Source organism: Haliea sp. E17, from assembly GCF_048323675.1.
Lineage (GTDB): Bacteria > Pseudomonadota > Gammaproteobacteria > Pseudomonadales > Halieaceae > Mangrovimicrobium.
The window spans coordinates 253,012-278,204 of record NZ_JBLWFK010000001.1 but is presented as its reverse complement, the minus strand read 5'-3'; the positions used below and the strand labels follow the sequence as shown (position 1 = coordinate 278,204).

Genomic DNA, 25,193 nt, shown 5'->3' with positions numbered 1-25,193 from the left:
GGGACAGCAATCCCCGGAGCCCCGCCGCGCTGCCGATCAGCTCCCGTGAATAGCCCTCAGGAGAACCTGAAGCGGGCCAGCCTGGTGACCAGGAAGCCGCCGATGGCGACGCCCGCAGTATTCGCCACGAGATCGCCAAATGACATCATGCGACCCGGAACGAAAGACTGCGCTACCTCGATCAGTGCACTGTAGACAATGATAGCGAGGCAGATGTGAAGGTAGTATTGCCGCTCCTTCGACAGGTAGTAGCCGAGCACGGCGAACAGCCCGTAGGCGAGGAAGTGATAGAGCTTGTCCCAGGATCCGAGACTGATGCTGTCCATCGGGCGCAGTGACAGATACGCGATGAGCAGCGTGTAGAGGATAAAACTGATCCTGGCGGCAAGGACGATCACTGCCAGCCACCCCGCGGGTGGCACCGGAAACAGTAGAGCGGATTGCACGGCAATGCCTGTAAAATCCCGCGGCGACCCGAAACGGAAATACGCACCATGATCACAATTCCTTTTGCCGGGGTTCCCCGGAACCATAATCCCTGACCACCTCGACAACCTGCACCTGCCAGGACCTGTACCAGGAAGCCTTTCCGCGTTCCTGCGCCATGCGGTGCTCGGGGTCTTCTCTCCAGGCCTGGATGTTATCGAGGCCGGGCCAATAGGATATGGCAATCTCCAGATTTTCCTCAACCGTCGAGATGAAATCCAGGCAGCCATAGCGGCTGATCGCCAGTTCCCGAAGATGCGCGGCCACCTGCGGATAGTCCGGGTCCGGGTGGTTCAGTTCAGCCCTGAAAATAACCGCATACACTGGTGATTCACTCCGCCCGCGCGGACTGGCCGGCGATGGCTGCGATCAGGCCAGATAGCTGCAGCAGTAATCCGTCACCTGGAAGATTTGCAGTTTGAAACTGGAGTTTGCCGGCACCTCGAATGACTCTCCGGCTGACACTTTTTTCCAGTCCTCACCGGGCAATTGAATCTCGAGGTCGCCGGCGAGGATTTCCATCAGTTCCTTGGCTTCAGTGCCGAACTCGTATTCGCCGGGCAGCATGATACCGAGGGTTTTCACCGTACCATCGGCAAATGTCACAGTGCGGCTGGTCACTTTGCCGTCAAAGTAGATATTTGCTTCCCTGGTGACTGTTACGTCGCTGAAAACTGACATGCCTGGTATCTCCGAAAACTGGTTGGGGCCGTGCGCGAGCCGCGCAAACGGCGACGAAGTATACCGGTTTTGCCGGCGGGCGAAACAGTGGGTTATGCGGTGCCGGACGTGTGCCGGGATACCGAAAGAGCGGCCTTTGGTCCTGCCGAATGACAGGAAAACCACGACCAGCCAGCTGTATCAATCGAATTCCAGGCGTTTGCCCAGGCTGACTACCTCATCGGGGCGGTAACCGAGCGCTTCGTAAAAGCGCAGGACCACGGTATTGGTGGCGCGGACCTGGAGATTGATCTTGGGACAGCCCCGGAGTTCGAGCAGGCGCTCCACGGCGCGCATGATCGAGCGGCCGTGGCCGCTGCGCTGGTGCGTCGGCCTTACCGCAAGGTAGTTGATCCAGCCGCGATGCCCCTCATAGCCCCCCATGACTGACGCGACGATATCCCGGTCGACGATGCCCACCAGAAACAGCCCGGGATCGACCTGCTGTTTTCGATCGATATCCCTGTCCGGGTCGTTCTGTGGCACCACCAGCCCGCACTCCTGCCACAGGGCAATGACGCCCTGCCGGTCCGGTTCTTCGAACGGCCTGATTTTCATGATGAACCCTGCGCAAGCGCCAGACTGGCGGTAACCTCAAGCCGCAGGATTATGGCAGCCTGCGCCGGCCTGGCACCAGCCCGGCGTGGTTTATTACCCGCGACCAGGCATCAGGTTGCCGCCCGGGGTTTGGCGTGGGTCGCCTGGATTTTCTGCAGGATGTGCTCACCGGCGGAGGTCGGGGCGTACTGCGGCGGATTGTCCGCTCCGGTACAGCTGGCCAGGCATTCCACCAGGGTTTCCGGGTCCGGGTCGACAAACAGGGCTATGGAATAGCGGTCGCCGAACCCGCCCCGGGGCTGCACCCGGTGCTGGCTTGAGCGATAGCGGTTGTTGGTCCAGCGCTCGGTCAGGTCACCCACGTTGATAACGACGGCGCCGGGAATCGGCTCCACCGCCTGCCAGGTACCGTCGCGGTCGCACACCTCGAGGCCACCTACCTGGTCCTGGAACAACAGGGTGATCATCCCGTAATCGGTGTGGGCGCCGGCGCCGAGCTGGCCATCGGTCGCGGCGGACAGCGGCGGGTAGTGCAGCAGGCGCATGGTAACGTTGGTACCGGTATGTACCCTGACAAAATAATCCAGCGGCACGTCGAGGTCTGTCGCGAAAACCCGCATGACCCGGTAGGCCGCGGCCATACAATCCTGGTAAAAGGCCATCAGGAGATCGCGAAAGTCGCTGTCCGGCCAGGGGTAGTCCATTCGCGACGGCAGGTTGCGCAGGGTGAGCGCTTCCTTGAGGTCCGGTGGATGGCCCGGCTCCAGGCTCTCCTCACACACCCCCTGATAGCCGAAATTTTCCTCGGCGCTGGAATAGCCCAGCTTGCGCTTTTCCGCGTCCTCCTGGGCAAAGAATGCCTTTGACGCGGCAAACACGCGGTCGCGCAGCGCCATATCAATACCGATATTTTCCAGCGACATAAAACCAATGCCGGTCAGCGCTGCGTTCACCCGGGTGGCCAGGTCGCGCAGCGCCTGCGGATTGTCCTCGTCGTAGCTGGAAAAATCGATTACCGGAATCTGCATGGTTTACCTCGGATTAATCGTTGGAAGAAACAGCGCCCCCGGCGCTCATCTGCCGCAGCCAGTTCAACAGCAACTCGCGCTCCTGCGTCTCCATGCCGGTCAGGTTGCCCAGCGGCATGTACTGGCTCGACACCGCCACCAGAGCGCGATTGGCGTAACTGTGGAAGTCAGCTGCGCTCTCCAGCACGATACCCGCTGGCGGAGCGACAAAACCGGGCTGGCTGGGCTGTGCCGAGTGGCATCCCGCACAATGTTCGGCGGCGACCGCCAGCGCCTCGGCATCACTCACCCGGGGAGCACCGGCGGCCAGCGCAGGGCGGCTGTCCCAGGCGACGCCCAGCGCCAGCAGGATATACAGGGCGGCACAGGTGACCAGTATCAGGGGGCGGTGGATGCCCTTGTGGCGCAGGTTGAAATACTGCCGCGCCGCGGCGGCGACGAAAATGATATAGACCAGCAACAGCCACGCGAAACGGTGGCCGTAGAGCACCGGGTAGTGGTTGGACACCATGCAGAACAGCACTGGCAGGGTCAGGTAATTGTTGTGGGTGGAACGCAATTTGGCCCGACCCATCGCCGCCGCATCCGGCTCCCTGCCAGCCTCCAGTGCGCGCACCATGGCCCGCTGGGGAGGAATAATCCCTATGAACACGTTGGCGACCATGATCGTGGCGATGAGGATGCCCACGTGCAGGTAGGCCGCCCGCGCGGAGAACAGCATGTGCGCCAGGTAGCTGTAAACCAGGGCCAGCAGCAGGGCCACGCCCAGCAGCAGCGGAATTCGCCCGCTGATACCCGAGCGCAGCAGCAGTTCGTAGACCACCACGCCGGAGAGGATATAGGCCAGGCTCGTCGCCACCGCGGCCCACGGTTGCCGCACCAGGCCGTCCGCGGCGACCAGGTAGGTGTCGGCCTGGAAGTAATACAGCACCATCAACAGGGCCATCCCGGTGATCCAGGTGGAGTAGGCCTCCCAGTAGAACCAGTGCAGGTGCCCGGGCATTTGCGCCGGCGCCGAGCGGTATTTCGCCACTTCGTAAATTCCGCCGCCATGGAAAGCCCAGAGGTCGCCCTTGACGCCCTGCTGCGCTTTCCATTCGGGCGGATCCTGCAGGCTGTTATCCAGCCAGATGAAATAGAACGAGGCGCCGATCCAGGCGACCCCGGTTATCACGTGCAACCACCGCAGGGTGAGTTCCAGCAAATCCCACAATGTCGCTATCACCCGCGTACCTCTCGACCCGCTATCCAGGTCTGTGCAACCAATCGCTCGTCGCCCAACATCATGTAGACAAACCACTCCTCTTCAATACTGTTTACATCGCGCATGCGCTGGCGCACCTTCGGGTCGCCCGCGCTATCCAGCACGAGGAAATCCGCCTCACTGCCTACACCGAGGCTGCCGACCTGGCCCTCGAGGCCGAGCGCCCGCGCGTTGCCCAGGGTCAGCGCGTAAAAACCGTCCATCGGCGACAGGGACATGCCCTGCAACTGGCAAACCCGGTAGGCGTCGCCCAGGGTGCGCAACATCGACAAACTGGTGCCCGCGCCGACATCGGACCCCAGGCTGATACAGACCCCGTCGCGCTGCAGCTGCGCCCAGTCGTAGAGGCCGCTGCCGAGAAACATGTTGGAACTGGGGCACAGGGAGACCCGCGAGCCGGTCGCGGCCAGGCGCTCGCGCTCCGCCTCCTGCAGGTGTACGCAGTGGGCGAAAAAAGAGCGCTCGCCACACAGGCCGTGGCGGTCGTAGGTATCCAGGTAATGCAGGGCGTCGGGAAACAGTTCACCAACCGCGGCAATCTCGCCGGGGTTCTCGGCGAGGTGGGTTTGCAGGTATACCCCGGGGTGGTCGCGCAGCAGCCGCCCCGCGGCCGCCAGCTGGTCCTCGGTGCTGGTGATGGAAAAGCGCGGGGTGACCGCGTAGGCGAGCCGGCCGGTGCCATGCCAGCGCCGGATCAGGCGCTGCGACGCCGCTTCTCCGCCCAGCGCCGTATCCAGCAGCGCCGCCGGCGCGTTGCGGTCCATCAGGACCTTGCCCGCGACCAGGCGCATACCGCGTTCGCGTGCCGCCGTGAACAGCAGGTTGGTGGCGGCTTCGTGGCTGGTCGAGAACACCAGCGCGCTGGTGGTGCCGTGGCGCAGGAGTTCATCGAGGAATTCCGCCATGGCGGCGGCGGCAAAGTCCTCGTCGGCAAAACGCGATTCGGCGGGGAAGGTATAGCGCTCCAGCCACGCCATCAATTGCTCACCGTAGGAGCCGATAATGCCCAGCTGCGGCGCGTGTACATGGGTATCGATAAACCCGGGAACGATCAGGCGTTCGCCAAGGTGCTCAAGCGCCTCGACATCCATGCCGCCGGCCCGCGCTTCTGCTGTCGGCAACAGGGCTGTAACCCGGCCATCGGCGAAGCTCAGTACCGCGTCCTCGAAATACTCGACGCCACCGGCGCCCGGGGTATCGGCACAGCGCAGGATGCGACCGCGCAGGCTTCCGCTGGCCATTCAGCTGCCCCTGTAGGTCGAGTAACCGAAGGGACTGAGCAGCACGGGTACGTGATAGTGTGCCGTCGGGTCCGGGACGGTAAAGTGGATGACGATCTGCGGGTGGAAACCCGACTTGCCCGCGGCGGCGCGCCAGCTGCCGGTATCGAAACGCAGCCAGTAATCCCCGGCACCGAGTTGCAGCGCCTCGCCCCAGTCGGCGACGCGGCCATCGGTATCGGTGATCGCCTGTGCAATCGGACTGTCGCCCTGCCCCAGGGTGACCGCGATGCCGGCCCCCGGAGTGCCGCTTTCGAGGTCGAGGACGTGGGTGGAAATGCCTTTGCTCATGGCTGTTGTTCTCCGCTCAAAGCTGTTGTTCTCCGCTCATGGCTGCTGCTATCCACTCGCGGCAGTTGCTCTGCGCACACGGCTGGTGCGCTACGCTCAAGGCTGCCCCTGCGTTCACGGCTGGACCTCTACGTCCGGGAAGGCCCGGGCCAGGCGCAGCGCGGTGATTTTCGCCTGTTCTGCCGCCGCGTTGCGCAGTTCGGCCTCGCGCGACAGGGGCAGCCGCTCGCGCAGCAGGTCGCGCATTTCGGCGGCTGACTTGCCGCTGGCGCAGACGATAAAAATAAAACCGTGGCGCGCCTCATAGTCGCGGTTCAGTTGCATGAGATCCTGCAATACCGTTTCATCCGCGGCCGCAACCTGCCCCTGCTCCTTCGAGGCGCTCGAGTACTTGTCGCGCAGTACCGAGAGATCGCCAATGCGCGGATGACCCGCGAACGCTTCCAGCCATTCCACCTCACCCATCTCATCCCATACGGTGGCCGCGGTGGATTGCAGTTGCGCCACTGAGTCAAAGGGGCGCAATCCCGCGACCCGGGCGGCCCAGCGCCGGCAGTGGCAACACTCCACCAGGACCTGTTCGGCGTCTTCCAGCGCAGCGCCGTTGAACAACGCCAGTGCACTACTGCTCACAGGTTTGCTCCACCTCACGCAGGGTTTTGCGCATTTGCGGCCAGCTCATCTGGACCGCACTCGCGGGCGCTTGCGTATCGCCGTCCGCCAGCAATGCAGCGGCGATGGAGACGGCGACTTCCATCGGCGCCTTGCCGCGCACGCCGGGCACGCCCACCGGGCAATCCAGCCGCGCCAGTTGCCCGGCGCTGAAGCCGTCCTTGCCGAGCCGGTGACGGAAGCGCAGCGACTTGGTCTCTGAACCGATCAGGCCCAGGCTGCGCCAGCCGCCCTGCGCCAGCAGCGCGCCGACCAGCCGGTAGTCCAGCGCGTGGTCGTGGGTCAGCACCAGCATGTGGGCATGCCCGGGCAGGTGCCCGATCGCCGCCACCGGGTCGTCTTCCAGGCGGCAGACCAGGCGATCCGCCGCGGGCATTTCCGCCAGCAGTTCGGGCCGGTTGTCGATACAGGTGACCCGGGTATCGGTCTGCACGAGGATTTCCGCCAGCGCCCGGGCGACGTGCCCGGCGCCGAAAATACAGACCTCGCGCAGCGCCGGCACGAAGCTTTCCAGCAACAGTGCAACCGAGCCGCCGCAGCACTGGCGGGCCTCCGCCGCCAGCGGAAACTGCCTGATCTCCTGCGTGGCCTCGCCGCGCCGCAGGGTTTCGCGGGCCTGCTCGACCACCAGGTATTCGAGCTGACCGCCGCCGATGCTGGCGAAGGTGTCGCTGGCGGTAATAACCATTTTTGCCCCGCGCTCACGCGGCGTGGAGCCCGCGGTGGCGATGACCGTGGCCAGTACATAGGGCGCGCCCGCGCGCTCCAGCGTGGCCACCGCCTCGCTCCAGTGTTGTCGATTCATGCTCATCGGGGTTGACCTCCCAGGGCTTCCTGCACCGCCCAGTAAACTCGCTCGGGTGTCGCCGGCGGGTCCAGGCGGGGATTGAAACGGTAATCACACAGGCTGGCGCAGGCGTCGCGCAAAGCGCACCAGACCGATACCGGCAGCACCAGCGGCGGCTCGCCCACGGCCTTGGAGCGATACACCGCCTCGGCGTGATTGGGCCGGTTGAACAGGGCGACGTTGAACTGCGCCGGCACGTCCGCCGCGGTCGGTATCTTGTAATTGGCGGGGCTGTTCGAGGTAAGCCGGCCCGCGCTGTCCCACTGCAGTTCCTCGGAGGTCAGCCAGCCCATGCCCTGCACGAAACCGCCCTCGATCTGGCCGATGTCGATGGCCGGGTTAAGGGAATCGCCGACGTCGTGGAGAATATCCACCCGCGTCACCCGGTACTCGCCGGTGCTGGTATCCACCACCACCTCGGAACAGGCGGCGCCATTGGCGAAGTAGAAAAAGGGATGGCCCTGGCCGGTCTCGCGATTGAAGTGGATCTTCGGGGTACGGTAAAACCCCGAGGAAGACAGCGATACCCGGTTGAGGTAGGCCAGGGAAATGAACTCCGGAAACGGCATGCAGTGGCCGCCGGCAAAGACATGGTCATCGCGAATTTCCACGGTCGCCGGATCACAGCCGAAATGCGAACCGGCAAATTCGACCAGGCCTCGCTTGATCCTGTTACAGGCATCCAGCGCCGCCATCCCGTTGACATCGGTGCCCGCCGACGCCGCCGTCGGGGAGCCGTTGGGGACCTTGTCGGTGCGGGTGGCGCTGGGCATCACCCGGTCGATGCTGACCCCGAGCGCCCGGGCGACGATCTGCGCCACCTTGATGTACAGGCCCTGGCCCATCTCGGTGCCGCCGTGGCTCACATGGACGCTGCCATCGGTGTAGATGTGCACCAGAGCGCCGGCCTGGTTGAGATGGGTGGTGGTGAAGGAGATGCCGAATTTCACCGGGGTCAGGGCCAGCCCGCGGCGCAGGATACCGCCCTCGCCATTGAACGCTGTAACCGCGGCGCGGCGCGCGCGGTAGTCGCTGCTGACCTCGAGTTCCGCGACCAGGTCACGCAGTACCGACTCCTCGATTTCCTGGCCATAGGGTGTCCGGTCGCCCGGACGGTAGAGATTGAGCTTGCGCACGTCGAGGGGGTCGCGGCCCACTACCCGGGCGATATCCTCGATAAAGGCCTCGGTGGTCAGGATGCCCTGGGGGCCGCCAAAACCGCGGAAGGCAGTGTGGGACACGGTGTTGGTACGGCAGCGGTAGCCGGTGACCTGCGCGTTGTGCAGGAAGTAGGCGTTGTCCGCATGGTTTACCGCCCGGTCGACGATGCCGTCGGAAAGATCGGCGGTAGCGCCGCAGTCACCGGCCACGTCCATCACCAGGCCGTGAATCGCTCCCTCGCCGTCGAAGCCGACAGTGTAGCGGTTCCAGAAGGGATGGCGCTTGCCAGTCTGTACCATGTCCGCCCAGCGCGGCATCCGGTAGCGCACGGCGCGGCCGGTACGCCGGGCGAACAGCGCCGCCATGCAGGCCAGCGGCGCCGCCTGCGATTCCTTGCCGCCGAAGCCGCCACCCATGCGCCGCACCTGCACCTGCACCGCGTGCAGCGGCAGGCCGAGCACTTCCGCGGCCAGTTTCTGCACTTCCGCGGGGTGCTGGCTGGAACTGTAGATCTGCACGCCGACCTCGTCGGGATGCGCTACCGACACCTGGCCCTCAAGGTAAAAATGTTCCTGCCCCCCGACCAGCATCTCCCCATCGAGGCGATGGGCTGCGGCGGCAATTGCCGCCTCGGGATCACCGAGGCGCGAACGCCGCGGCTGCAGGACGAAATCCTCCTCGGCCAGCGCGGTTTTGACATCCAGCAGGGGGACCAGCGGTTCGTAGTCGATGCGCGCGAGGCGCACGGCGCGGTGGGCCGCTTCGAAACTGGTGGCGGCGACGGCGAATATGGTCTGGCCGACAAAGTCGACCGTATCCCCGGCCAGCAGGAGATCGCCCTCGAACACCGGGGAAATATCTGCGCTGCCGGGAATGTCTGCCTGCACCACCACATCCACCACGCCGGGCGCCGCGCGCACCGCCGCCAGGTCGATGGCGGCAATGCGCGCATGGGCATGTTCCGAGACGCCGGCGGCCACGTGCAGTTCGTCGGGGTAGGTGGGCATGTCGTCTACGTATACCGCGGTACCCAGGACATGGCGCAGGGCCGAATCCTGCGGCAGCGGTTTGCCCACCGGGTCGACTGCGGGCAGTTCGCCGGGTTTCCAGGCAGGCGTCAGCTTACGCATGGCTCACCTCCACGGCCTGGCCAGCGAACACGTCGGCGGTATCGCCATCGCGCAGCGCCAGCAGGCCCCGCTGCAGCAGGCCCGCCGCCATCGCCAGGCGATAGGCGGCACTGGCGCGTACATCGCTCAGGGGCTGGAATTCCGTGGATACGGCGGCACAGGCCATGGCGATGGTATTGTCGTCGAGCAGCGCGCCGCGCAGCACATTTTCCGCGGCTACGGCGCGTTTGGGCACCGCCGCCATCCCGCCATAGGCAATACGGACAGCTGTCACGCGCCGGCCATCCAGGGTCATGCTCAGCGCGCACATTACCGAGGAAATATCATCCTCGTAGCGCTTGCTGAGCTTGTAGAAACGGTGGGGTTCTGCGACAGCGGATTTCGGCATGCGCACCGCCGAGAGGTACTGCCCCGGCTGCAGCACGGTTTGCCGGTAGTCGAGGTAAAAGTCCTCCAGCGGCAACCAGCGCGTCGCGCCTTCGACATCGCTGATCGCCACTTCAGCCTGCCAGGCCAGCAGCACCGGGGGCATGTCCGCGATCGGCGAGGCGTTGGCGATATTGCCCCCCAGGGTGCCGCGATTGCGAATCTGCTGCGAGCCGAGCCGCTGCAGCAGGTTCGCCAGTGATGCGGAGTCGAGCAGGGGATGCTCGAGGAGATCCCGATACAGGGTCGCTGCGCCAATCCGGATGTAGTTGCCCTCTGCCACTACACCGGCCAGCGAAGCAATGCCGGATATGTCGACCAGCACCGGGAACTGTACGAAGCGCTGGGTGACCTCCAGCATCAGGTCGGTGCCCCCGGCCACCAGCCGCGCTGCCGGTTCCGCGCGGAGAATTTCGCGCAGGCTTTCCTCCGATCGCGGCAGGTAGTAGCGGTGCTCGCCTGCGAGCAGTGCGGCGGCATCTTCCTGCGGTGCTTGCGCACCAGATTGGCGCTCCAGCGCACCCAGGATGCTCCGTTTTGGATAGCCCATCATGCTGCCCGCCGCGTCGACGATGGGGCGATAGCCTGTGCAGCGACAGAGATTGCCAGCGATAGTTTCGACAATTTCGCCCCGTCCGGGTGCGTCGCGCCCAGTATCGAGGCAGCGCTGGTACAGGCCCGCCAGGGACATCACGAATCCCGGCGTACAGAAGCCGCACTGGGAACCGTGGCACGCCACCATCGCCTGCTGCACCGGGTGCGGCTCCGCACCTGCCGCCAGTCCCTCTACCGTCACCACCTGCCGGCCCTGCAGGGCTCCCAGTGGCGTAATACAGCTGTTGATCGAGCGGGGCATGGCGCCGTCGCAATCCGCTACCAGGACCGTACAGGCCCCGCAATCACCGGAGGCGCAACCTTCCTTGGTACCGGTCTTGCCGGCCCCCTGGCGCAGGTACTGCAGGAGCGTGGTATTCGCATCCCTTTCAGCACAGTCCTGCAGGGTACCATTGAGGTAAAACTTCACTCGCTTTTCCTTTTTTCATCAAGCCATCGAGACACACTCCCTGCACATTGCAAATATTAGACCAATTGGACAGTTTTTCTAATGCGCGGCACGGGAAGCGGCTTTTGCACTATCTGGTGGCACACAAATTGCTTTGTCTATAAGCAAGAATGCGCAATGCAGGTGCACGCCAATGCCCCACCGGGAAGCGCTTTTACAAAAACTTGACCATATGTTCATAAAATGACTAACAAGCCCAGGCTGGAACTCTTCAGGTTACGCAAGTGCTTCGGCCCCGTAGTAGCCAACGACGACATCTCGCTGCGCCTCGGCGCCGGTGAGATTCACGCCATCCTCGGGGAAAACGGCGCCGGTAAAAGCACCCTGATGATGCTGCTCTACGGGGTCTTGCAGCCGGATGCCGGCGGCATTGTCTGGGAGGGCCGCGAAGTGACCATCCCGGATCCGGGCAGCGCGCGGAGCATGGGCATCGGCATGGTCTTCCAGCACTTTTCCCTGCTCAACACCCTGAGCGTGCGGGAAAACCTGCAACTGGCCCTCGGCAAACTCGACGAATCCCGGCTGCGGGCCGTGCTCGAGGACTTCGACCTGCGCATCGACCTGGACGTCCAGGTCGGCGTGCTTTCGCCGGGCGAGATGCAGCGGGTAGAGATACTGCGCTGCCTGCTGCAGGACATGAAACTGCTGATCCTCGACGAACCCACCTCGGTGCTCACCCCCAGCGAGGTAGACCAGCTGATCGCCATCCTGCGCAAGCTGGCGGCGCAAGGCTGCAGTATCCTGTTCATTACCCACAAACTGATCGAGGCGCGCACCCTGTGCCAGCGCGCGACAGTACTGCGCAATGGCAAGGTAGCCGGAGGCCTGGAACTGGCCAGCAGCAGTGATGCGGACATCACCCGCCTGATGCTCGGCAAGGAGCCCCCGCCACCACCGGACATCGCGCCCACGGCGGCGGGACCGAACTTGCTGCAGCTGCGGGCCGTGGACGCCCGCATGCCCGGCCAATACCGCGGCCGCCTCTCCGGGGTGACGCTGGAGCTGGCGGCGGGCGAGATACTCGGGGTCGCCGGGGTAGCGGGCAGCGGCCAGGAAACCCTGGTAGCGCTCATCAGCGGAGAGCTGGCACCCGCTGCCGGCAGCATTTTGTGGGAAGGGGACGATATCTCCCGTATCGGGGTGCGCACCCGGCGCCGCCGCGGAATCGCCAGCCTGCCGGTCGACCGGCTGCAGCACGCCGCGGCCGGGGGGCTCAGCCTGACGGAAAACCTGATGCTGACCCACTATGACAGCGAAGGCATGCGCCGCGGTCCCTGGCTGCAGTGGTCGCGCGCACGGGAACGCGCCGCGGCCCTGATTCAATCCGCCGCGGTGCGCACGCCCTCGGAGGAGGCCAGCGCCCGGCAACTGTCCGGCGGCAACCTGCAGAAATTCCTGGTCGCGCGCGAGCTCGCCTCCACGCCGCGGCTACTGGTCTGCTACAACCCGACCTGGGGCGTGGACCCGGGGGCACAGGCCAATATCCACGCCGCGCTGGCACAGGCCCGCAGCGCGGGCATGGCCATTCTGCTGCTGTCCGAGGACACGGAGGAACTCTACCGTCTGAGCGACCGCCTCTGCGCACTGTGTGACGGGCGGCTCTCGCCCAACCTGCCCACAGCGCAGGTCACCGCGGAACTGCTGGGCCAGTGGATGACCGGGTCAGGCGACAGCGAGGCCGTATGCGCATAGAACGCCGGGCGGCTCCCGCCACTCACATGCAGTACCTGTCGCCACTGGTCGCGCTGCTGGCCACGCTGGTGACCGGCGCCCTGATTTTTGCGCTGCTGGGGCAACAGCCCGGCGCGGTGATGTACGCCTTCTTCATCGCCCCTGTCCGCGACCTATACGGCATCAGTGAACTCCTGCTCAAGGCGACCCCGCTACTGCTCTGCGCGGTGGGCCTCAGCCTGTGCTTCCGCGCCCGGGTTTGGAACATCGGCGCCGAGGGCCAGTTTATCCTCGGCACCCTCGGCGGCGGCGTGATCGCGCTGGCATGCAACGATGCCGGGGCCGGCTTCGCCTGGGCCACCCTTGCCGCAGTGCTCGCCGGCATGGCCGCCGGCACCTGCTGGGCGGGCATCGTCGCGCTGCTCCGGGACCGCTTCGGCTGCAGCGAGATCCTCACCAGCATCATGCTCAACTATATCGCCCTGCAGCTGTTGCTGTGGTCGGTACAGGGGCCGCTGAAGGACCCCAACGGCTTCAACTTCCCCGAGTCCGCCCTGCTGGTCGAGGAACTCCTGCTGCCAACCCTGCACCCGGATTACCGGGTGCATGTCGGCCTGCTGCTGGCGCTGGCCGCCGCTGTGGGACTGTGGCTGCTGGTGCAGCGCTCCCTGCTGGGCTTCCAGATCCGGGTGCTCGGCGAAAGCGCGCGGGCCGCCGACTACGCCGGTTTCAGCGCCCGCCTCACCCTCTGGTTTGTGCTCGCCGCCTGCGGGGCGCTGGCCGGCATCGCCGGCGCCTTCGAGGTGCTCGGCCCGGTTGGCCAGGTGACGCCGCATCTTTCCGCAGGATACGGCTTTTCCGCGATCATCGTGGTGTTTCTCGGCCGCAACAATCCGCTGGGCATCGTGCTGGCGGGGCTGTTGTTCGCCCTGACCTTTATCGGCGGTGAAAACCTGCAGATCGAGTTCGGCCTGCCGCGTTCGATCACCCAGATGTTCCAGGGCATGCTGCTGTTCTACCTGCTGGCGGCGGACTTCCTCATCAATTACCAGATCCGGTGGCCCTTCTCCACCGCCGCGGAGGCCTGATGGACGCCGATCTCGCTGCCACCCTACTGTTTTCCACACTGCGCGCCGGCGTCCCGCTGTTGTTCTGCGCCCTCGGGGTATTGCTGGCCGAGCGCAGTGGCATGCTCAACCTGGGCCAGGAGGGGATGATGCTGATGGGCGCCGTGACCGGTTTTATCGCCGCCAGCAAGACCGGCAACACGGAGATAGGCGTACTGGTCGCCGGCCTCACCGGTATCGGCTTCGGCGCCCTGTTCGCTTTCCTCACCCTGGTACTGCAAACCAACCAGGTCGCCACCGGGCTGGCAATGACCATTTTCGGCACCGGCCTCAGCGCATTCCTCGGCGAGAACTATGTCGGTACCGCCATCGAAGGCATAGCGCCCCTGCACATTCCCGGGCTCTCGGAGCTTCCGCTGATCGGCCCCGGCCTGTTCGGCCAGGACTGGCTGCTCTACCTCGCCTGGCTGCTGGCGCTGGGCAGCTACTGGCTGCTGCACCGCAGCCGCGCCGGGCTGAAGATTACCGCGGTCGGCGAGAACCCCGCCGTGGCGCACAAGATCGGCCTCCCGGTGCGCAGTATTCGCGCGCTGATGGCTTGCAGCGGCGGCCTGATGGCAGGACTCGGCGGCGCCTACCTGTCGCTGGTCTACACGCCGCTGTGGACCGAGGGCATGACCGCGGGCCGCGGCTGGATCGCCCTGGCGCTGGTGGTGCTGGCGGGCTGGCGCACCGGGCTGGTCCTGGTGGCCGCGCACATCTTCGGCATGGCCGGTATTCTGAACCTGCTCCTGCAGGGCGCCGGTATCCCGGTCTCCGGACAGATCATGGCCATGGCGCCCTACCTGCTCTGCATCGTCGCGCTGGTGCTGCTCTCCCGGCAGCGCAATTTCAGCCGCTACCAATCACCGCCCGGACTGGGCCAGAATTTTTACCCGGACAGTTAATATGACAACAAGACCTACTCCCGTAATGAAACACCTCGGCCGCTGGATGAAACGCGGCTGCGCAGCACTGCTGGTCGCCGGCGGGCTTGCCGCCGGCAGTGCGCAGGCCCAGGCACCGCTGAAAGTGGCCTTCATGCACGAAAACCCGGTCGGCCAGGGCGGCTGGACGCTGTCCCACGAGATTGCCCGGAAAAAACTGCAGGAACATTTTGGCGACGCCATCAGCACCAGCGCGCTCGATGGTATTGCCCCGGGCGGCGACGCCGAACGCGTCCTGACCAAGCTGGCCCGCGATGGCAACGACCTGATCTTCGCCACCTCCTTCGGCTTCATGAACTCGGCGGTGCGGGTCGCCAAGCGCTTCCCCCGCACAACCTTCGAACACGCCTCCGGCTACACCACCGCGCGCAACCTCGGCACCTACCAGATTCGCGCCTACCAGGGCCGCTACCTTGCCGGCTACGCCGCGGGGCTGGTCAGCAAGACCGGCCGGCTTGGCTACGTGGGTTCATTCCCCATTCCCGAAGTGCTGCGCGGCATCAATGCCTATACCCTCGGCGCGCGGGCCGCGCGACCGGATATCGAGGTCGAGGTCGTCTGGATCAGCACCTGGAGTGACGCCAGCCGCTCCCGCGAGGCGGCGGACCTGCTGATCGCCCGCGGCGCCGATGTCATCACCCACCACACGGAAACCTCCGCGGCGATCCAGGCCGCCGAACAGGCCGGCGTCTGGTCCGTCGGTTACCAGACAGACCGCAGCCCCTTCGCACCGCAACACCACCTGGTCAGCATCGCCCACAACTGGCTGCCGATCTACATACGCAAGGTCCAGGCGGTAATGGACGGCACCTGGAAGGCCGAAGTCGACTGGGTCGGCGTCGAGGAGGACGCGACACAACTGGTGGGCTGGGGCCCCGAGGTTCCGGAAGAAGTGAAGGCAGCGGTAGCCGCACAGCGCCAGCGGATGATCGACGGCGAGTTGAAGGTATTCAGCGGCCCGCTGCAGGACCTCGAGGGCGTCGAGCGGGTAGCGGCCGGCTCAGTGCCGGATGACAAGGCCCTGACCGGAATGGAGTGGATGCTCAGCGGCATTATCGGCGGTGTGCCGAACTAGGGCCTGGTACCAGGCCCCGTCAGACCGAGAGAGGTGTCAGGCAGACCAGTGATCGATCGCCAGTACCAGTTGCTCCCGAAACGCCTGTTTTTCAGCGGCTGGAAGAAAGCTTGCGCTAAAGCTGTTGAACAACAGGGTTTCCGCCTGCGCCCGGGTAAGGTGCAGGTGCTCCGCCAGCGCGAGAAAATTTTCGTTGAGGTAGCCGCCGAAATAGGCGGGATCGTCGGAATTTACCGTCACCAGCAGTCCCGCGTCGAGCAGTTCCAGCAGGTTGTGTTGCGCCATGCCGGGAAACACCCGCAGTCGGACGTTCGACAGCGGGCAGACCGTCAACGGAATCTGCCGCTGGCGCAGGTCCTCGATCAGCGCGGGATCCTCGACGCTGCGCACGCCGTGGTCGATCCGCGCCACTCCGAGCTTTTCCAGCGCAGTGCGCACGTTGGCCGCCGGGCCCTCCTCGCCCGCGTGGGCGGTCAGCGCGTAACCGCGCTCGGCCGCGACCGCGTACAGGCGCTGGAAACCCTCCGGCGGAAATCCCTGTTCCGAACTGGCGAGGCCAATGGCGACAAAACTGTCGCGGTAGGCATCGGCGGCGGCCAGCGTCGCCAGCGCATCGGCTTCCGGCAGGTGGCGCAACATGCTCAGGATCAGCAGCACAGACTGCCCCCAGCCATCCCGGGCTTCGGCCATAGCGCGCTTGAAACCCGCCATGATCACATCCAGGCCTACGCCCTGGGCGGCGTAGGTCTGCGGTTCGACCATGATCTCGGTGTGCACGATATTCTGTGCGCGGCAGCGCTGCAGGTAATCCATCATCAGCCAGTAGAAATCGTCCTCATCACGCAGCACCGAGGCCCCGAGGTAGTAAAGGTCGAGGAAACTCTGCAGGTCCTCGAAGCGGTAGGCTGCCTCCACCTCCGCGGTGGAGGCGTAAGGCAGGGAAATAGCGTTTTTTGCCGCAAGTTGCAGCATGCGCCCGGGCTCGAGGCTGCCGTCGATATGCAGGTGCAGCTCCGCCTTCGGCATGGCACAGAGCCAGTCGCCCAGGCTCGCGGATGTCATACGGACGCCTCGCTGGGTGTGGCCGCCTCGGCAGCATCCACTCCGTCGATGACAATCAACCGGGAGCGGGCATGACGGCGGCGCATGTCATGGATCGGCACCACGTCGTCGGACTCCACCCAGCGGCGTGCGGATTCCGCGTCATCGAAGGCGATGACCACCATGCGGTCCGGACACCAGTCGCTGTCCCGGAGATGGATCTTGCCGGCGCGCACCAGGTAGCGTCCACCGTACTTGTAAACAGTCGGTGTAATCAGCTTCAGGTATTCGCGGTAGGGTTCCGGGTCGATGACGTCGTTGTCGACAATCACGTAGGTAGTCATGGTTTTCTCCTGGAAAAATTTCGGGATTTCGCGGGCTGCTTGTGCAAGGTGTCCCGCAGCCGGTGGCGTTTGCCACGCGCTATTCAAGCAACATTCAGGCCACTGCAACAGCTTTCACATAAGTTACGTGGACGCTGTTATTTCTGCAGTGTTATTCTGGCCGAGGCGGCCATCATTTCACATAGATTATCGGAATAATTATGGCGATACGCAAAGAGTCAAGGAACGGCAACAACAAGCGCGGCCCCTATAAACCCGGCAAAATTCGCGACCACAATTTCCAGGTTATCCTGAAGGCCGCGGAACAGGAATTTGCGCTGAACGGCTACAAGGGTACGACGACCCAGAAGATCGCCGATCGCGCCGGTGTCGCCAAGCCGAGCATTCACTACTATTTTTCCAGCAAGCACAATCTTTACCTCACCGTGCTGGACAACATCATCCATCTCTGGAACGACTATCTCGATACGGTGGAAGTCGAGGACGATCCCGCGGAAGTGCTCGACATGTTTATCCGCAAGAAAGTGGAGTTGTCGTTTTCGCACCCTGAAGCGTCCAAGGTATTCGCCATGGAAATCATCCAGGGCGCACCCTTTTTGCGCGACTATATCCGCACCGAGATGCGCACCTGGGTACGGGAAAAGGCGGCATTCATGTCCCAGTGGATCGACCAGGGCCGGATGGCGCCCGTGGACCCGGTACAACTGATCTTCCTGATCTGGTCGTCCACCCAGCACTACGCGGACTTCGATACCCAGGTATTGACGGTAATGAACCACGCCGAATACGAGCCGGAAATGATCCAGCATATCTCCGACTTCATCAGCGGCATGATCCTGCGCGGTTGCGGCCTTGAAGTGCCGGGCGCGCAAGCCGGCAAACGCAAGTCCAGTGCCGGCTGATCCCGATGCGGACAACCTCGCGCACCTGGATCGCCAATCCCGCGGCGGCATGGACGTCAGATGACAACGCCGATTGCCGTGGCGGAATCGTCGTCGAAGGCAAGCGCATCGTGGAATGCGTCCCCGGCGGCCACACCCCTGCCGACTACAGCGAACGCTTCGACGCCCGCGGCCTCGTCCTGTTGCCCGGGCTGGTCAACTGCCACCACCATTTCTACCAGACCCTGACCCGCGCCCTTCCCGCCGCGCAGAACAAGGAGCTGTTCGCCTGGCTGAGCGCGCTCTACCCGGTGTGGGCCGGAATGGACGAAGACTGTGTCGGCAGCGCCACGGAACTCGCACTGGCGGAGTTGCTGCTGTCCGGCTGCACCACCGCATCGGATCACCACTACCTGTTTGCCAGCGCCTTCGAAAACGCCATCGACATCCAGGTGGAAACGGCACGGCGAATGGGCGTACGCGTCGTCCTCACCCGCGGTTCCATGAGCCTCGGCCAGTCCTCCGGCGGGTTGCCCCCGGACCACGTGGTGCAATCGGAGCAGGCCATCCTCGATGACTGCCAGCGGGTCGCCAGCGCCTATCACGAGCGCGGCGACGACGCGATGGTGCAGATCGCCCTCGCGCCCTGCTCGCCGTTTTCCGTCACCGCGGAACTGATGCGCGAATCGGCGAAGCTCGCGCGCGCGCACGGCCTGCGCCTGCACACCCATCTCGCCGAAACCGAAGACGAAAACGCCTTCTGCCTGGAACACGTGGGCCGCCGTCCACTGGAGTACCTCGCGGACCTCGACTGGCTGGGCGACGACGTGTGGCTCGCCCACGGCATTCACTTCACTGCCGAAGAGATCGCGCAGCTGGGCACGGCGGGCGTCGGCATCTGTCACTGCCCCTCCTCGAACATGATCCTCGCCTCCGGCCTGTGCTCAACCCTGGACCTCGAGGCCGCCGGCTCACCGGTCGGGCTCGGCGTCGACGGCTCCGCGTCCAACGACCACTCCAACCTGATCCAGGAAGTTCGCCAGGCCTTCCTGCTGCAGCGCCTGAAGTACGGCAGCGAGAAAATCGCGGTAACCGATGCGCTGCGCTGGGCCACCTCGGGCGGGGCGCGCGTACTGGGCCGCCCCTCACTGGGCAGCCTGCGTCCCGGCGCGCTGGCGGATATTGCGCTGTTCGATCTCGACGCGCTGCGCTTTTCCGGTGCGGGTGATCCGCTGGCGGCGCTGGTGACCTGCGGCGCGGATCGGGCGCGGCATGTGATGGTCAACGGGCAGTGGCGCGTGGTGGATGGCGAGATTCCCGGACTGGATATGGGTGCACTGGTGGCGCGGCATGGTAAGGCAGCTCGACGACTTCAGCTGGGGTAATTACACGCTTTTCGTGTTCGTTGTCACAATGGAGTATCGCGTAGTACGAGCCACCGATGTCGGGATTTGCCTCACCGGGACCGCCAAAAAGCGCACATCCATGTGCAGGCTCGGCCTCGGACATCCATGTCCTCGGACGCCCCGTTGAGGCAAATCCCGACACCGGCGTCTCTAGCACTCTGTAAGAAACTATGCACCTACATCCATTTTCGGTAACTACTTCGTCTAGCGTGACTATGTGTAATTAGAAAATTACTCGATACACCGCTGCCAAACTTTCTACAGAGTGCGTAGAGGACGTGTTGCCAACTACTGCCTTGACGGGGCGTGTGAGGCCATGGATGGCCGAACCCGAGCCTGCACATGGATGTGCGCTTTTTGGCGGTCCCGGCGAGGCAGTAGTTGGCAACGCGGCCTCGGACTATGCTCTAGCTCCACACCTGTACTTGCAAAAAGGCAGTGCCAATCCGGGCATTAGAATTCAAAACTCCCCTGCCGAGGAGCTCCCTCCCGGACCGCCCCCGTTACTACGCTGACAGCATCATTCGACTTGAAAGACTCCAGACTCGAAACAGTAAGGCCAAGCAGACGCGCCCCCCGCGGCAGCGGCAACTGCTCACCCAATAACTCCTGGGCGATCGCAAACAATGACTCACCATCAGCAACAGGCTCCGGAAACGAACGGGCGCGAGTGATCTGTCGAAAATCGGCGTATTTCAGCTTCAGAGTTACCGTGCGACCGCGACTGCCGTGCTTCTGGACACGGTCCCAGACCGTAGCGGCGATTTCAGCGAGCGCTTCGCGCAATGCGGGTTCTTCGATCAGGTCATCGCCGAAAGTTCGCTCGGCGCCGATGGACTTGCGGATGCGTTCGGTTTTTACCTGCCGGTCGTCGATACCGCGGCTGGCGTGAAACAGGTACTCGGCGGATTTTCCGAAATGCTCGCGCAGGAAATCGAGTTCGCAGTCGCGCAGGTCCGCGCCCGTCTCGATATTGAGTCGCGCCATTTTTTCCGCGGTTTTTGGCCCCACGCCGTAGAAACGCCGGATCGGAAGTTCGGCGACAAAACCGGCTCCCTGTTCGGGGCGAACCACGCAGATGCCGTCGGGTTTGTTCTGGTCCGAAGCGATCTTGGCGATGAACTTGTTGTAGCTGACACCGGCGCTGGCGGTGAGGCCGGTTTCCTCGCGAATCGCCTTGCGGATGAGTTGCGCAATATGGGTGGCGCTGCCGATGGCGGCATCGTCCGCGGTGACATCGAGATAGGCTTCATCCAGTGAAAGTGGCTCGACGAGTTGGGTGTAGCGGCGAAAGATGGCGTGGATCTGTTGCGAGACCTCGCGATAGACCTCGAAGCGTGGTTTGACGAAAACCAGCGCCGGACAGCGTTTCCTTGCAGTCACCGAGGGCATCGCCGAGCGCACGCCGAACTCGCGCGCCTCGTAGCTGGCGGCCGCCACCACGCCGCGGGCGGCGCTGCCGCCGACGGCCACGGGACGGCCGCGCAGCTCGGGATTGTCCCGCTGCTCGACACTGGCGAAGAAGGCATCCATGTCGATGTGAATGATCTTTCTCGGCCCGGCTGGCGTCTTGTCTTCCGGCATGGCGCGATAGTAGGTGGGACTCCGGGAGGACACAAGAAGCTTCCACAAGGACGGGAAATTTATCCTGGGCGATACTACCGGGGATGTATCGCGAAGCGACAGGCGACGGGGCCGCCCACAACCGTCAGCGGACAATCCCCCTCATCCGCGCAGCCAGGTAAGGCGCAAAAGTGATGAAGACCAGGACCAGCGGCCACAGGTTGCCATTGCCAGGGCGGTAGGCGTCGAGCGTGGCGGACAGCGGCATGCCCCGCGCCAGCCCGAAAACGAGATCGAATAGCAGGGTGAGGATAAGCCAGAGGATACCTGCTGCGAGCAAGCGGGAACCGCGGCGCAGGCCCATCCAGGGCAGGAAAACGTAGGCGACGGCGACAACCAGGACGCAGAGGCAGATGCCACTGGCGGCCAGCGCCCGCGTTTCCCCAAACGCGGGAACCAGCACCAGCTCGCGCAGCGCGCCGTTGGCAACGGCGAGCGGGAGAATCATCAACCAAACCAGTAGTGCCCTTGCCATGCCTGTCCGTCGCGTCCAATGCCCCAATTGGCTGATTATAGACCCGACCAATGCCGATGGCAGGGGCGGGGACAGCGGTACTCAGCTATCTGTCATCACCGCGGTAAAGCGCTTGAAAGCAGCGCTCCCATCGGTCTGCAGGCATACTTTCGTCTGCGGGCCTTCGGGGATCCGCAGGACCACGCCGGCGCCGCCCGCGTCCAGATGGGCGCGCGGCTGGCCGTCCCAGCGCGTTGCCGGCATGTTGGGGTCGGAACCCGCCTCCCAGACAGAACCGGCCGGCCCGTGGTCCACGGCGAGGGGCAGCGATTCGCCCTTGCAGAAGGTGGCGGGGTCGACCACGGTGAGCGCGGCCAGCACATCCCAGAGATAGTATTCCCCGGAGGCGATAAACCAGTCGTTGCGGTCCAGCACCTGGTCCCAGAAATCGGCGGCGGGGTTATCGGCGCGCGCCTTGAAATCGGCGGCGAATGCCGCGGTAACCCGCACGGTATTGGTGACATCCAGCCCCACCATTTCCACCGGCAGGCCGGAGCGCAGCAGGATATCCGCGGCCAGCGGGTCAATATAGAAATTCCACTCCGCCCCGGTATTGGGATGGCCGTCGGTAAATTTGGGCACGATGATATTGCCTGGCGCGTCGAGGCTGCCGCCCATCACCACCACCCGGCTGACCCTGTCGCGATCCCCCGGATAGCGCTGCAGCCACTGGGCGAGATTGGTCATCGGGCCCGTCGCCAGCAGGACTACGGGCTCGTCACTGGCCTGCAGGCTCGCGTGGATCACGTCTACCGCATGGCGACCATCCGGCTGGCGGGTAGCGGGAGGAATCTCGACGCCGGAAAGTATGTCCATGTCCTCCTGCCAGGGCACCGGGAAGACGAAATAGCCGTCGAGGGGCCAGGGATCGCCGCAGCTCACCGGGATGCTGTCCGCAGCCCCCGCCAGTTGCAGGAGGGCCAGGGCATTGGCCACCGCGGGTGCGCAGTGCGCCTCGCCACTGCCGGCGACAGTCACGGCGAGCAGTTCCACCTCCGGGTCACGGGCCAGGTACAGCAGCGTGGACCAGTCGTCGATGGCCATGTCGTTGTCGAAGATGACCGGGATCGCCGCGCGGGCGCCCGGTGCGAGAACAATCGCCAGTGCGAACAGTGCGATGCGAATCATCCATTGGCTCCGGCGGAATAGCGCCGGCCGAGGGCCAGCAGCAGGTTCAGGAAGGCGGCAGTGGCGACGGCGACGTCAGCCTCTTCCACGCATTCATCGGGGTGGTGGCTGATACCACCGGCACAGCGCAGGAACAGCATGCCGACGTCGGTAATGCCGTCGAAACTCATGGCGTCGTGACCGGCGCCGCTGACCAGTGAGACCGGGACCAGGTGCATCGCCTGCAGGACGTCTTCCATAGCGCGCTGCAGATGGCTGGCGCAGGTGACTGCAGAGGCATTGTGGGTTTCGCTCCAGTCGATCTGCAGGCCGCGCGCGGCCACCATCGCGTCGATCTCACCCACCAGGGTATCCAGCGCCAGGTCGCGGATCGAGTCCCGCCCGGAGCGGATATCGATGGTGAAACGGCATTCGCCGGGGATCACGTTGGGCGCGCCGGGCCAGCACTGCAGCTGCCCGACCGTGGCGACGACATCAAATCGACGGCCGATGCTTTCCACCAGGCCGACCGCAGTGGCGCCCGCCACCAGCGCGTCCCGGCGCATGTCCATGGGCACAGTGCCGGCGTGCCCCGCCATGCCGTGAATCTGTACCACGAAGCGCCGCGCCCCGGCGATGCTGGTGACCACCCCGAGGGCCTGCTGCTGCTTCTCCAGCACCGGTCCCTGTTCGATGTGCAGCTCCAGATAGGCGAACAGGTCCTCGCCACTGCGATCACAGCTTTGCATGGCGAAGGGATCGCAGCCGAAGTCCTGCAGGGCCGCGGCCAGGCTGACACCCTGGTCATCGCGCAATTCCAGCCAGCCCGGATTCCAGCGGCCGGCGGCAGCGCGACTGCCCATCAGGGTCGTGCCGAAGCGCGAGCCCTCCTCGTCGCCGAAGCCGGCGATATCCAGGTGGAAGGGCAGCTCCAGGCCGTTCTCCCGCAGGCGCGCCGCGGCTTCCACCGCCAGCACCACGCCGAGTATGCCGTCGTACTTGCCGGCATTGGGGATGGTGTCGAGGTGCGAACCCACCACCAGCACCGGCGCATTTTCCTGCGCGGCGGCCAGTCTTCCCCAGATATTGCCGGCGTTGTCCTGCCAGCTGCCGAGGCCGGCCTGCTGCATCCATTGCGCGACCGTGCTGTTACAGGCCCGGTGTTCCGGCGTCAGGTAAGCGCGAAATACCCCGTCGGGCAGGCTGCTGAGCGCGGCGAGCTGCTCGCAGTGTTGCATGATGCGCTGGGCCGACGCCGCGCAATCCTGCGGCGAAAAAGCCCGCTCGACGCCCGGCGCAGTTTCAGCCATAACAGGACAGCGCCGCCGCCGCGGCGGCGCCGGGGCTCAGCGGGTGGCGCTGGCGCAGCAGGCACTGCTCCAGCGCGGCCAGGGTAAGCAGGACGGCGTCGGGGCGGGAGTTATAACCCATCACACCGATGCGCCAGATCACGCCGTGCAGCGGCCCGAAGGAGGTGCCAATCTCGATGGCGTAGCACTGCAGCATTTCCCGGCGCAGCGCGTCGCCGTCGACGCCGTCGGGAATGTAGACCCCGACCACGTTGTTCATGCGGTGGGACTGGTCGCCGTAGAGTTGCAGGTTCATCGCCGCCAGTCCCGCCGCCAGCGCCGCACCGTTGACGCGGTGGCGTTCGACCGCATTATCCATACCTTCCGCCACCAGGATGCGCGCGCACTCGCGGGCGCAGTACAGCATGCTGGCCGCCTCGGTGTGGTGGTTCAGGCGCTCTTCGCCCCAGTAGTCCATGATCATGGCGAGGTCGAAATAATTGGAGCCGATACGCGCACCCTCGCCCTCGTCGTGATCGGCGGTGCGGATGCCCGCCTCCACATGATGGCGCTTGCGAATCTCCGCGACCGCCGCGTCACCGAGGGTCAGCGGCGCGCTGCCGGAGGGGCCGCCGAGGCATTTCTGCAGCCCGACACTCACCGCATCCAGGTGCCAGTCGTCCACCCGCAGTTCGTTGCCGCCGATCGACGCGGTGGCGTCGCAGTACAGCAGTACTTCTTTTTCCCGACAGATCCGGCCGATCTCCGCCAGTGGCTGGCACATCGTGGTGGAGGTGTCGCCCTGCACCAGCGCCAGCAGTTTCGGCCGCACGCGGTCGATGGCCGCGGCAACCTGCTCCGGCTGCAGCACTTCCCCCCAGGGTACCGCGAGGGTCTCCACTTCCGCGCCGCAGCGCTCGGCGATCTCGCGCAACAGGGCGCCGAAACGGCCGAAGTCGCCGACCAGCACCTTGTCGCCCGGCGCCAGCAGGGAGACCAGGCAGGCCTCGATACCGCCGCGGGAGGTGCTGTCGACCAGGAAGGTCCACGGGTTCTGCGTGCAGAAAACGCTGCGGTAGAGCTGCATGGTTTCGCTCATGCAGCGAGTCATGTCGGGATCGAACTGGCCGATTACCTGGTGCGACATCGCCCGCAGGATACGCGGGTCACAGTTGATCGGTCCCGGCCCCATCAGCAGCCGCTGGGGCGGCGAAAACCCTTCGCCCGGACCGGTCTGGAGTAATTGCCCTTTCATAGATTCCT

The 25,193-nt window shown here is 64.7% G+C and carries 25 protein-coding genes; 6 read left to right on the top strand and 19 right to left on the bottom strand.

Annotation, left to right across the window (positions count from 1 at the left end; translation table 11 throughout):
* Positions 1–56: 56 nt before the first annotated feature.
* From ACNKU3_RS01170 to xdhA, 12 genes are all read right to left on the bottom strand, one after another.
* On the bottom strand, positions 57–446 hold the full coding sequence (locus ACNKU3_RS01170) for a VanZ family protein (protein ID WP_418257570.1): 390 nt from the start codon (positions 444–446) through the stop codon (positions 57–59).
* Positions 447–498: 52 nt separating this feature from the next.
* On the bottom strand, positions 499–810 hold the full coding sequence (locus ACNKU3_RS01165) for an antibiotic biosynthesis monooxygenase family protein (protein WP_418257569.1): 312 nt from the start codon (positions 808–810) through the stop codon (positions 499–501).
* A gap of 45 nt (positions 811–855) precedes the next feature.
* A complete protein-coding gene (locus ACNKU3_RS01160; protein WP_418257568.1) occupies positions 856–1,167 on the bottom strand; it encodes a pyrimidine/purine nucleoside phosphorylase in 312 nt (103 codons plus the stop codon).
* Between the two features lie 180 nt (positions 1,168–1,347).
* Positions 1,348–1,764, bottom strand: coding sequence for a GNAT family acetyltransferase (locus tag ACNKU3_RS01155; protein WP_418257567.1), 417 nt, complete (start codon positions 1,762–1,764; stop codon positions 1,348–1,350).
* A gap of 110 nt (positions 1,765–1,874) precedes the next feature.
* Positions 1,875–2,792: an isopenicillin N synthase family dioxygenase gene (locus tag ACNKU3_RS01150; protein WP_418257566.1), complete on the bottom strand. Its 918-nt coding sequence runs from the start codon at positions 2,790–2,792 to the stop codon at positions 1,875–1,877.
* Between the two features lie 13 nt (positions 2,793–2,805).
* Positions 2,806–4,017, bottom strand: coding sequence for a urate hydroxylase PuuD (locus ACNKU3_RS01145; RefSeq protein WP_418257565.1), 1,212 nt, complete (start codon positions 4,015–4,017; stop codon positions 2,806–2,808).
* The gene (guaD, locus tag ACNKU3_RS01140; RefSeq protein WP_418257564.1) at positions 4,014–5,297 is read right to left on the bottom strand and encodes a guanine deaminase; all 1,284 of its coding nucleotides are present in this window, start codon (positions 5,295–5,297) and stop codon (positions 4,014–4,016) included. The genes ACNKU3_RS01145 and guaD overlap by 4 nt, the downstream gene beginning before the upstream one ends.
* Complete coding sequence (gene uraH / locus ACNKU3_RS01135; protein ID WP_418257563.1) at positions 5,298–5,627, bottom strand: hydroxyisourate hydrolase; 330 nt, start codon at positions 5,625–5,627, stop codon at positions 5,298–5,300.
* A gap of 114 nt (positions 5,628–5,741) precedes the next feature.
* Positions 5,742–6,260: a 2-oxo-4-hydroxy-4-carboxy-5-ureidoimidazoline decarboxylase gene (gene uraD / locus ACNKU3_RS01130; protein WP_418257562.1), complete on the bottom strand. Its 519-nt coding sequence runs from the start codon at positions 6,258–6,260 to the stop codon at positions 5,742–5,744.
* Positions 6,250–7,110 carry a xanthine dehydrogenase accessory protein XdhC gene (gene xdhC / locus ACNKU3_RS01125; RefSeq protein WP_418257561.1) on the bottom strand — a complete coding sequence of 287 codons (861 nt, stop codon included), beginning with the start codon at positions 7,108–7,110 and terminating at the stop codon, positions 6,250–6,252. Before xdhC ends, uraD begins: the two co-directional genes overlap by 11 nt.
* The gene (gene xdhB, locus ACNKU3_RS01120; RefSeq protein WP_418257560.1) at positions 7,107–9,437 is read right to left on the bottom strand and encodes a xanthine dehydrogenase molybdopterin binding subunit; all 2,331 of its coding nucleotides are present in this window, start codon (positions 9,435–9,437) and stop codon (positions 7,107–7,109) included. Before xdhB ends, xdhC begins: the two co-directional genes overlap by 4 nt.
* Positions 9,430–10,887, bottom strand: coding sequence for a xanthine dehydrogenase small subunit (gene xdhA / locus ACNKU3_RS01115; protein WP_418257559.1), 1,458 nt, complete (start codon positions 10,885–10,887; stop codon positions 9,430–9,432). Before xdhA ends, xdhB begins: the two co-directional genes overlap by 8 nt.
* A gap of 222 nt (positions 10,888–11,109) precedes the next feature.
* Here xdhA and ACNKU3_RS01110 point away from each other — a divergent pair, with 222 nt between their 5' ends.
* The 4 genes from ACNKU3_RS01110 to ACNKU3_RS01095 are packed head-to-tail and all read left to right on the top strand — an operon-like array spanning position 11,110 to position 15,725.
* On the top strand, positions 11,110–12,618 hold the full coding sequence (locus tag ACNKU3_RS01110; protein WP_418257558.1) for an ABC transporter ATP-binding protein: 1,509 nt from the start codon (positions 11,110–11,112) through the stop codon (positions 12,616–12,618).
* On the top strand, positions 12,609–13,685 hold the full coding sequence (locus tag ACNKU3_RS01105) for an ABC transporter permease (protein WP_418257557.1): 1,077 nt from the start codon (positions 12,609–12,611) through the stop codon (positions 13,683–13,685). The genes ACNKU3_RS01110 and ACNKU3_RS01105 overlap by 10 nt, the downstream gene beginning before the upstream one ends.
* A complete protein-coding gene (locus tag ACNKU3_RS01100) occupies positions 13,685–14,611 on the top strand; it encodes an ABC transporter permease (protein WP_418257556.1) in 927 nt (308 codons plus the stop codon). Before ACNKU3_RS01105 ends, ACNKU3_RS01100 begins: the two co-directional genes overlap by 1 nt.
* A 1-nt stretch (position 14,612) precedes the next feature.
* Entirely contained in the window at positions 14,613–15,725 is a 1,113-nt protein-coding gene (locus tag ACNKU3_RS01095) for a BMP family ABC transporter substrate-binding protein (protein WP_418257555.1), read from the top strand.
* A gap of 36 nt (positions 15,726–15,761) precedes the next feature.
* Here the strand turns inward: ACNKU3_RS01095 and ACNKU3_RS01090 are convergent, their stop codons facing one another.
* Both ACNKU3_RS01090 and ACNKU3_RS01085 read right to left on the bottom strand, forming a co-directional pair.
* Positions 15,762–16,787 (bottom strand): adenosine deaminase, encoded by a 1,026-nt coding sequence (locus tag ACNKU3_RS01090; protein ID WP_418257554.1) that lies wholly within the window; start codon positions 16,785–16,787, stop codon positions 15,762–15,764.
* Positions 16,784–17,110: a DUF1330 domain-containing protein gene (locus ACNKU3_RS01085; protein ID WP_418257553.1), complete on the bottom strand. Its 327-nt coding sequence runs from the start codon at positions 17,108–17,110 to the stop codon at positions 16,784–16,786. The genes ACNKU3_RS01090 and ACNKU3_RS01085 overlap by 4 nt, the downstream gene beginning before the upstream one ends.
* 200 nt (positions 17,111–17,310) lie before the next feature.
* Here ACNKU3_RS01085 and ACNKU3_RS01080 point away from each other — a divergent pair, with 200 nt between their 5' ends.
* Together ACNKU3_RS01080 and ACNKU3_RS01075 are read left to right on the top strand one after the other, a co-directional pair.
* On the top strand, positions 17,311–18,012 hold the full coding sequence (locus tag ACNKU3_RS01080) for a TetR/AcrR family transcriptional regulator (RefSeq protein ID WP_418257552.1): 702 nt from the start codon (positions 17,311–17,313) through the stop codon (positions 18,010–18,012).
* A gap of 5 nt (positions 18,013–18,017) precedes the next feature.
* Complete coding sequence (locus tag ACNKU3_RS01075) at positions 18,018–19,376, top strand: 8-oxoguanine deaminase (protein ID WP_418257551.1); 1,359 nt, start codon at positions 18,018–18,020, stop codon at positions 19,374–19,376.
* Between the two features lie 474 nt (positions 19,377–19,850).
* On the opposite strand, the gene dinB is transcribed toward ACNKU3_RS01075, so the two are convergent.
* The 5 genes from dinB to ACNKU3_RS01050 form a co-directional block, all read right to left on the bottom strand.
* Positions 19,851–21,014, bottom strand: coding sequence for a DNA polymerase IV (gene dinB / locus ACNKU3_RS01070; RefSeq protein ID WP_418257550.1), 1,164 nt, complete (start codon positions 21,012–21,014; stop codon positions 19,851–19,853).
* Between the two features lie 91 nt (positions 21,015–21,105).
* Positions 21,106–21,468, bottom strand: a complete 363-nt coding sequence (locus tag ACNKU3_RS01065; protein WP_418257549.1) for a hypothetical protein — start codon at positions 21,466–21,468, stop codon at positions 21,106–21,108.
* A 108-nt stretch (positions 21,469–21,576) separates the two neighbouring features.
* Positions 21,577–22,662, bottom strand: coding sequence for a nucleoside hydrolase (locus tag ACNKU3_RS01060; protein ID WP_418257548.1), 1,086 nt, complete (start codon positions 22,660–22,662; stop codon positions 21,577–21,579).
* Positions 22,659–23,951, bottom strand: a complete 1,293-nt coding sequence (locus ACNKU3_RS01055) for an allantoate amidohydrolase (protein WP_418257547.1) — start codon at positions 23,949–23,951, stop codon at positions 22,659–22,661. The genes ACNKU3_RS01060 and ACNKU3_RS01055 overlap by 4 nt, the downstream gene beginning before the upstream one ends.
* Positions 23,944–25,185: a pyridoxal-phosphate-dependent aminotransferase family protein gene (locus ACNKU3_RS01050; protein ID WP_418257546.1), complete on the bottom strand. Its 1,242-nt coding sequence runs from the start codon at positions 25,183–25,185 to the stop codon at positions 23,944–23,946. The genes ACNKU3_RS01055 and ACNKU3_RS01050 overlap by 8 nt, the downstream gene beginning before the upstream one ends.
* Positions 25,186–25,193 lie beyond the last annotated feature (8 nt).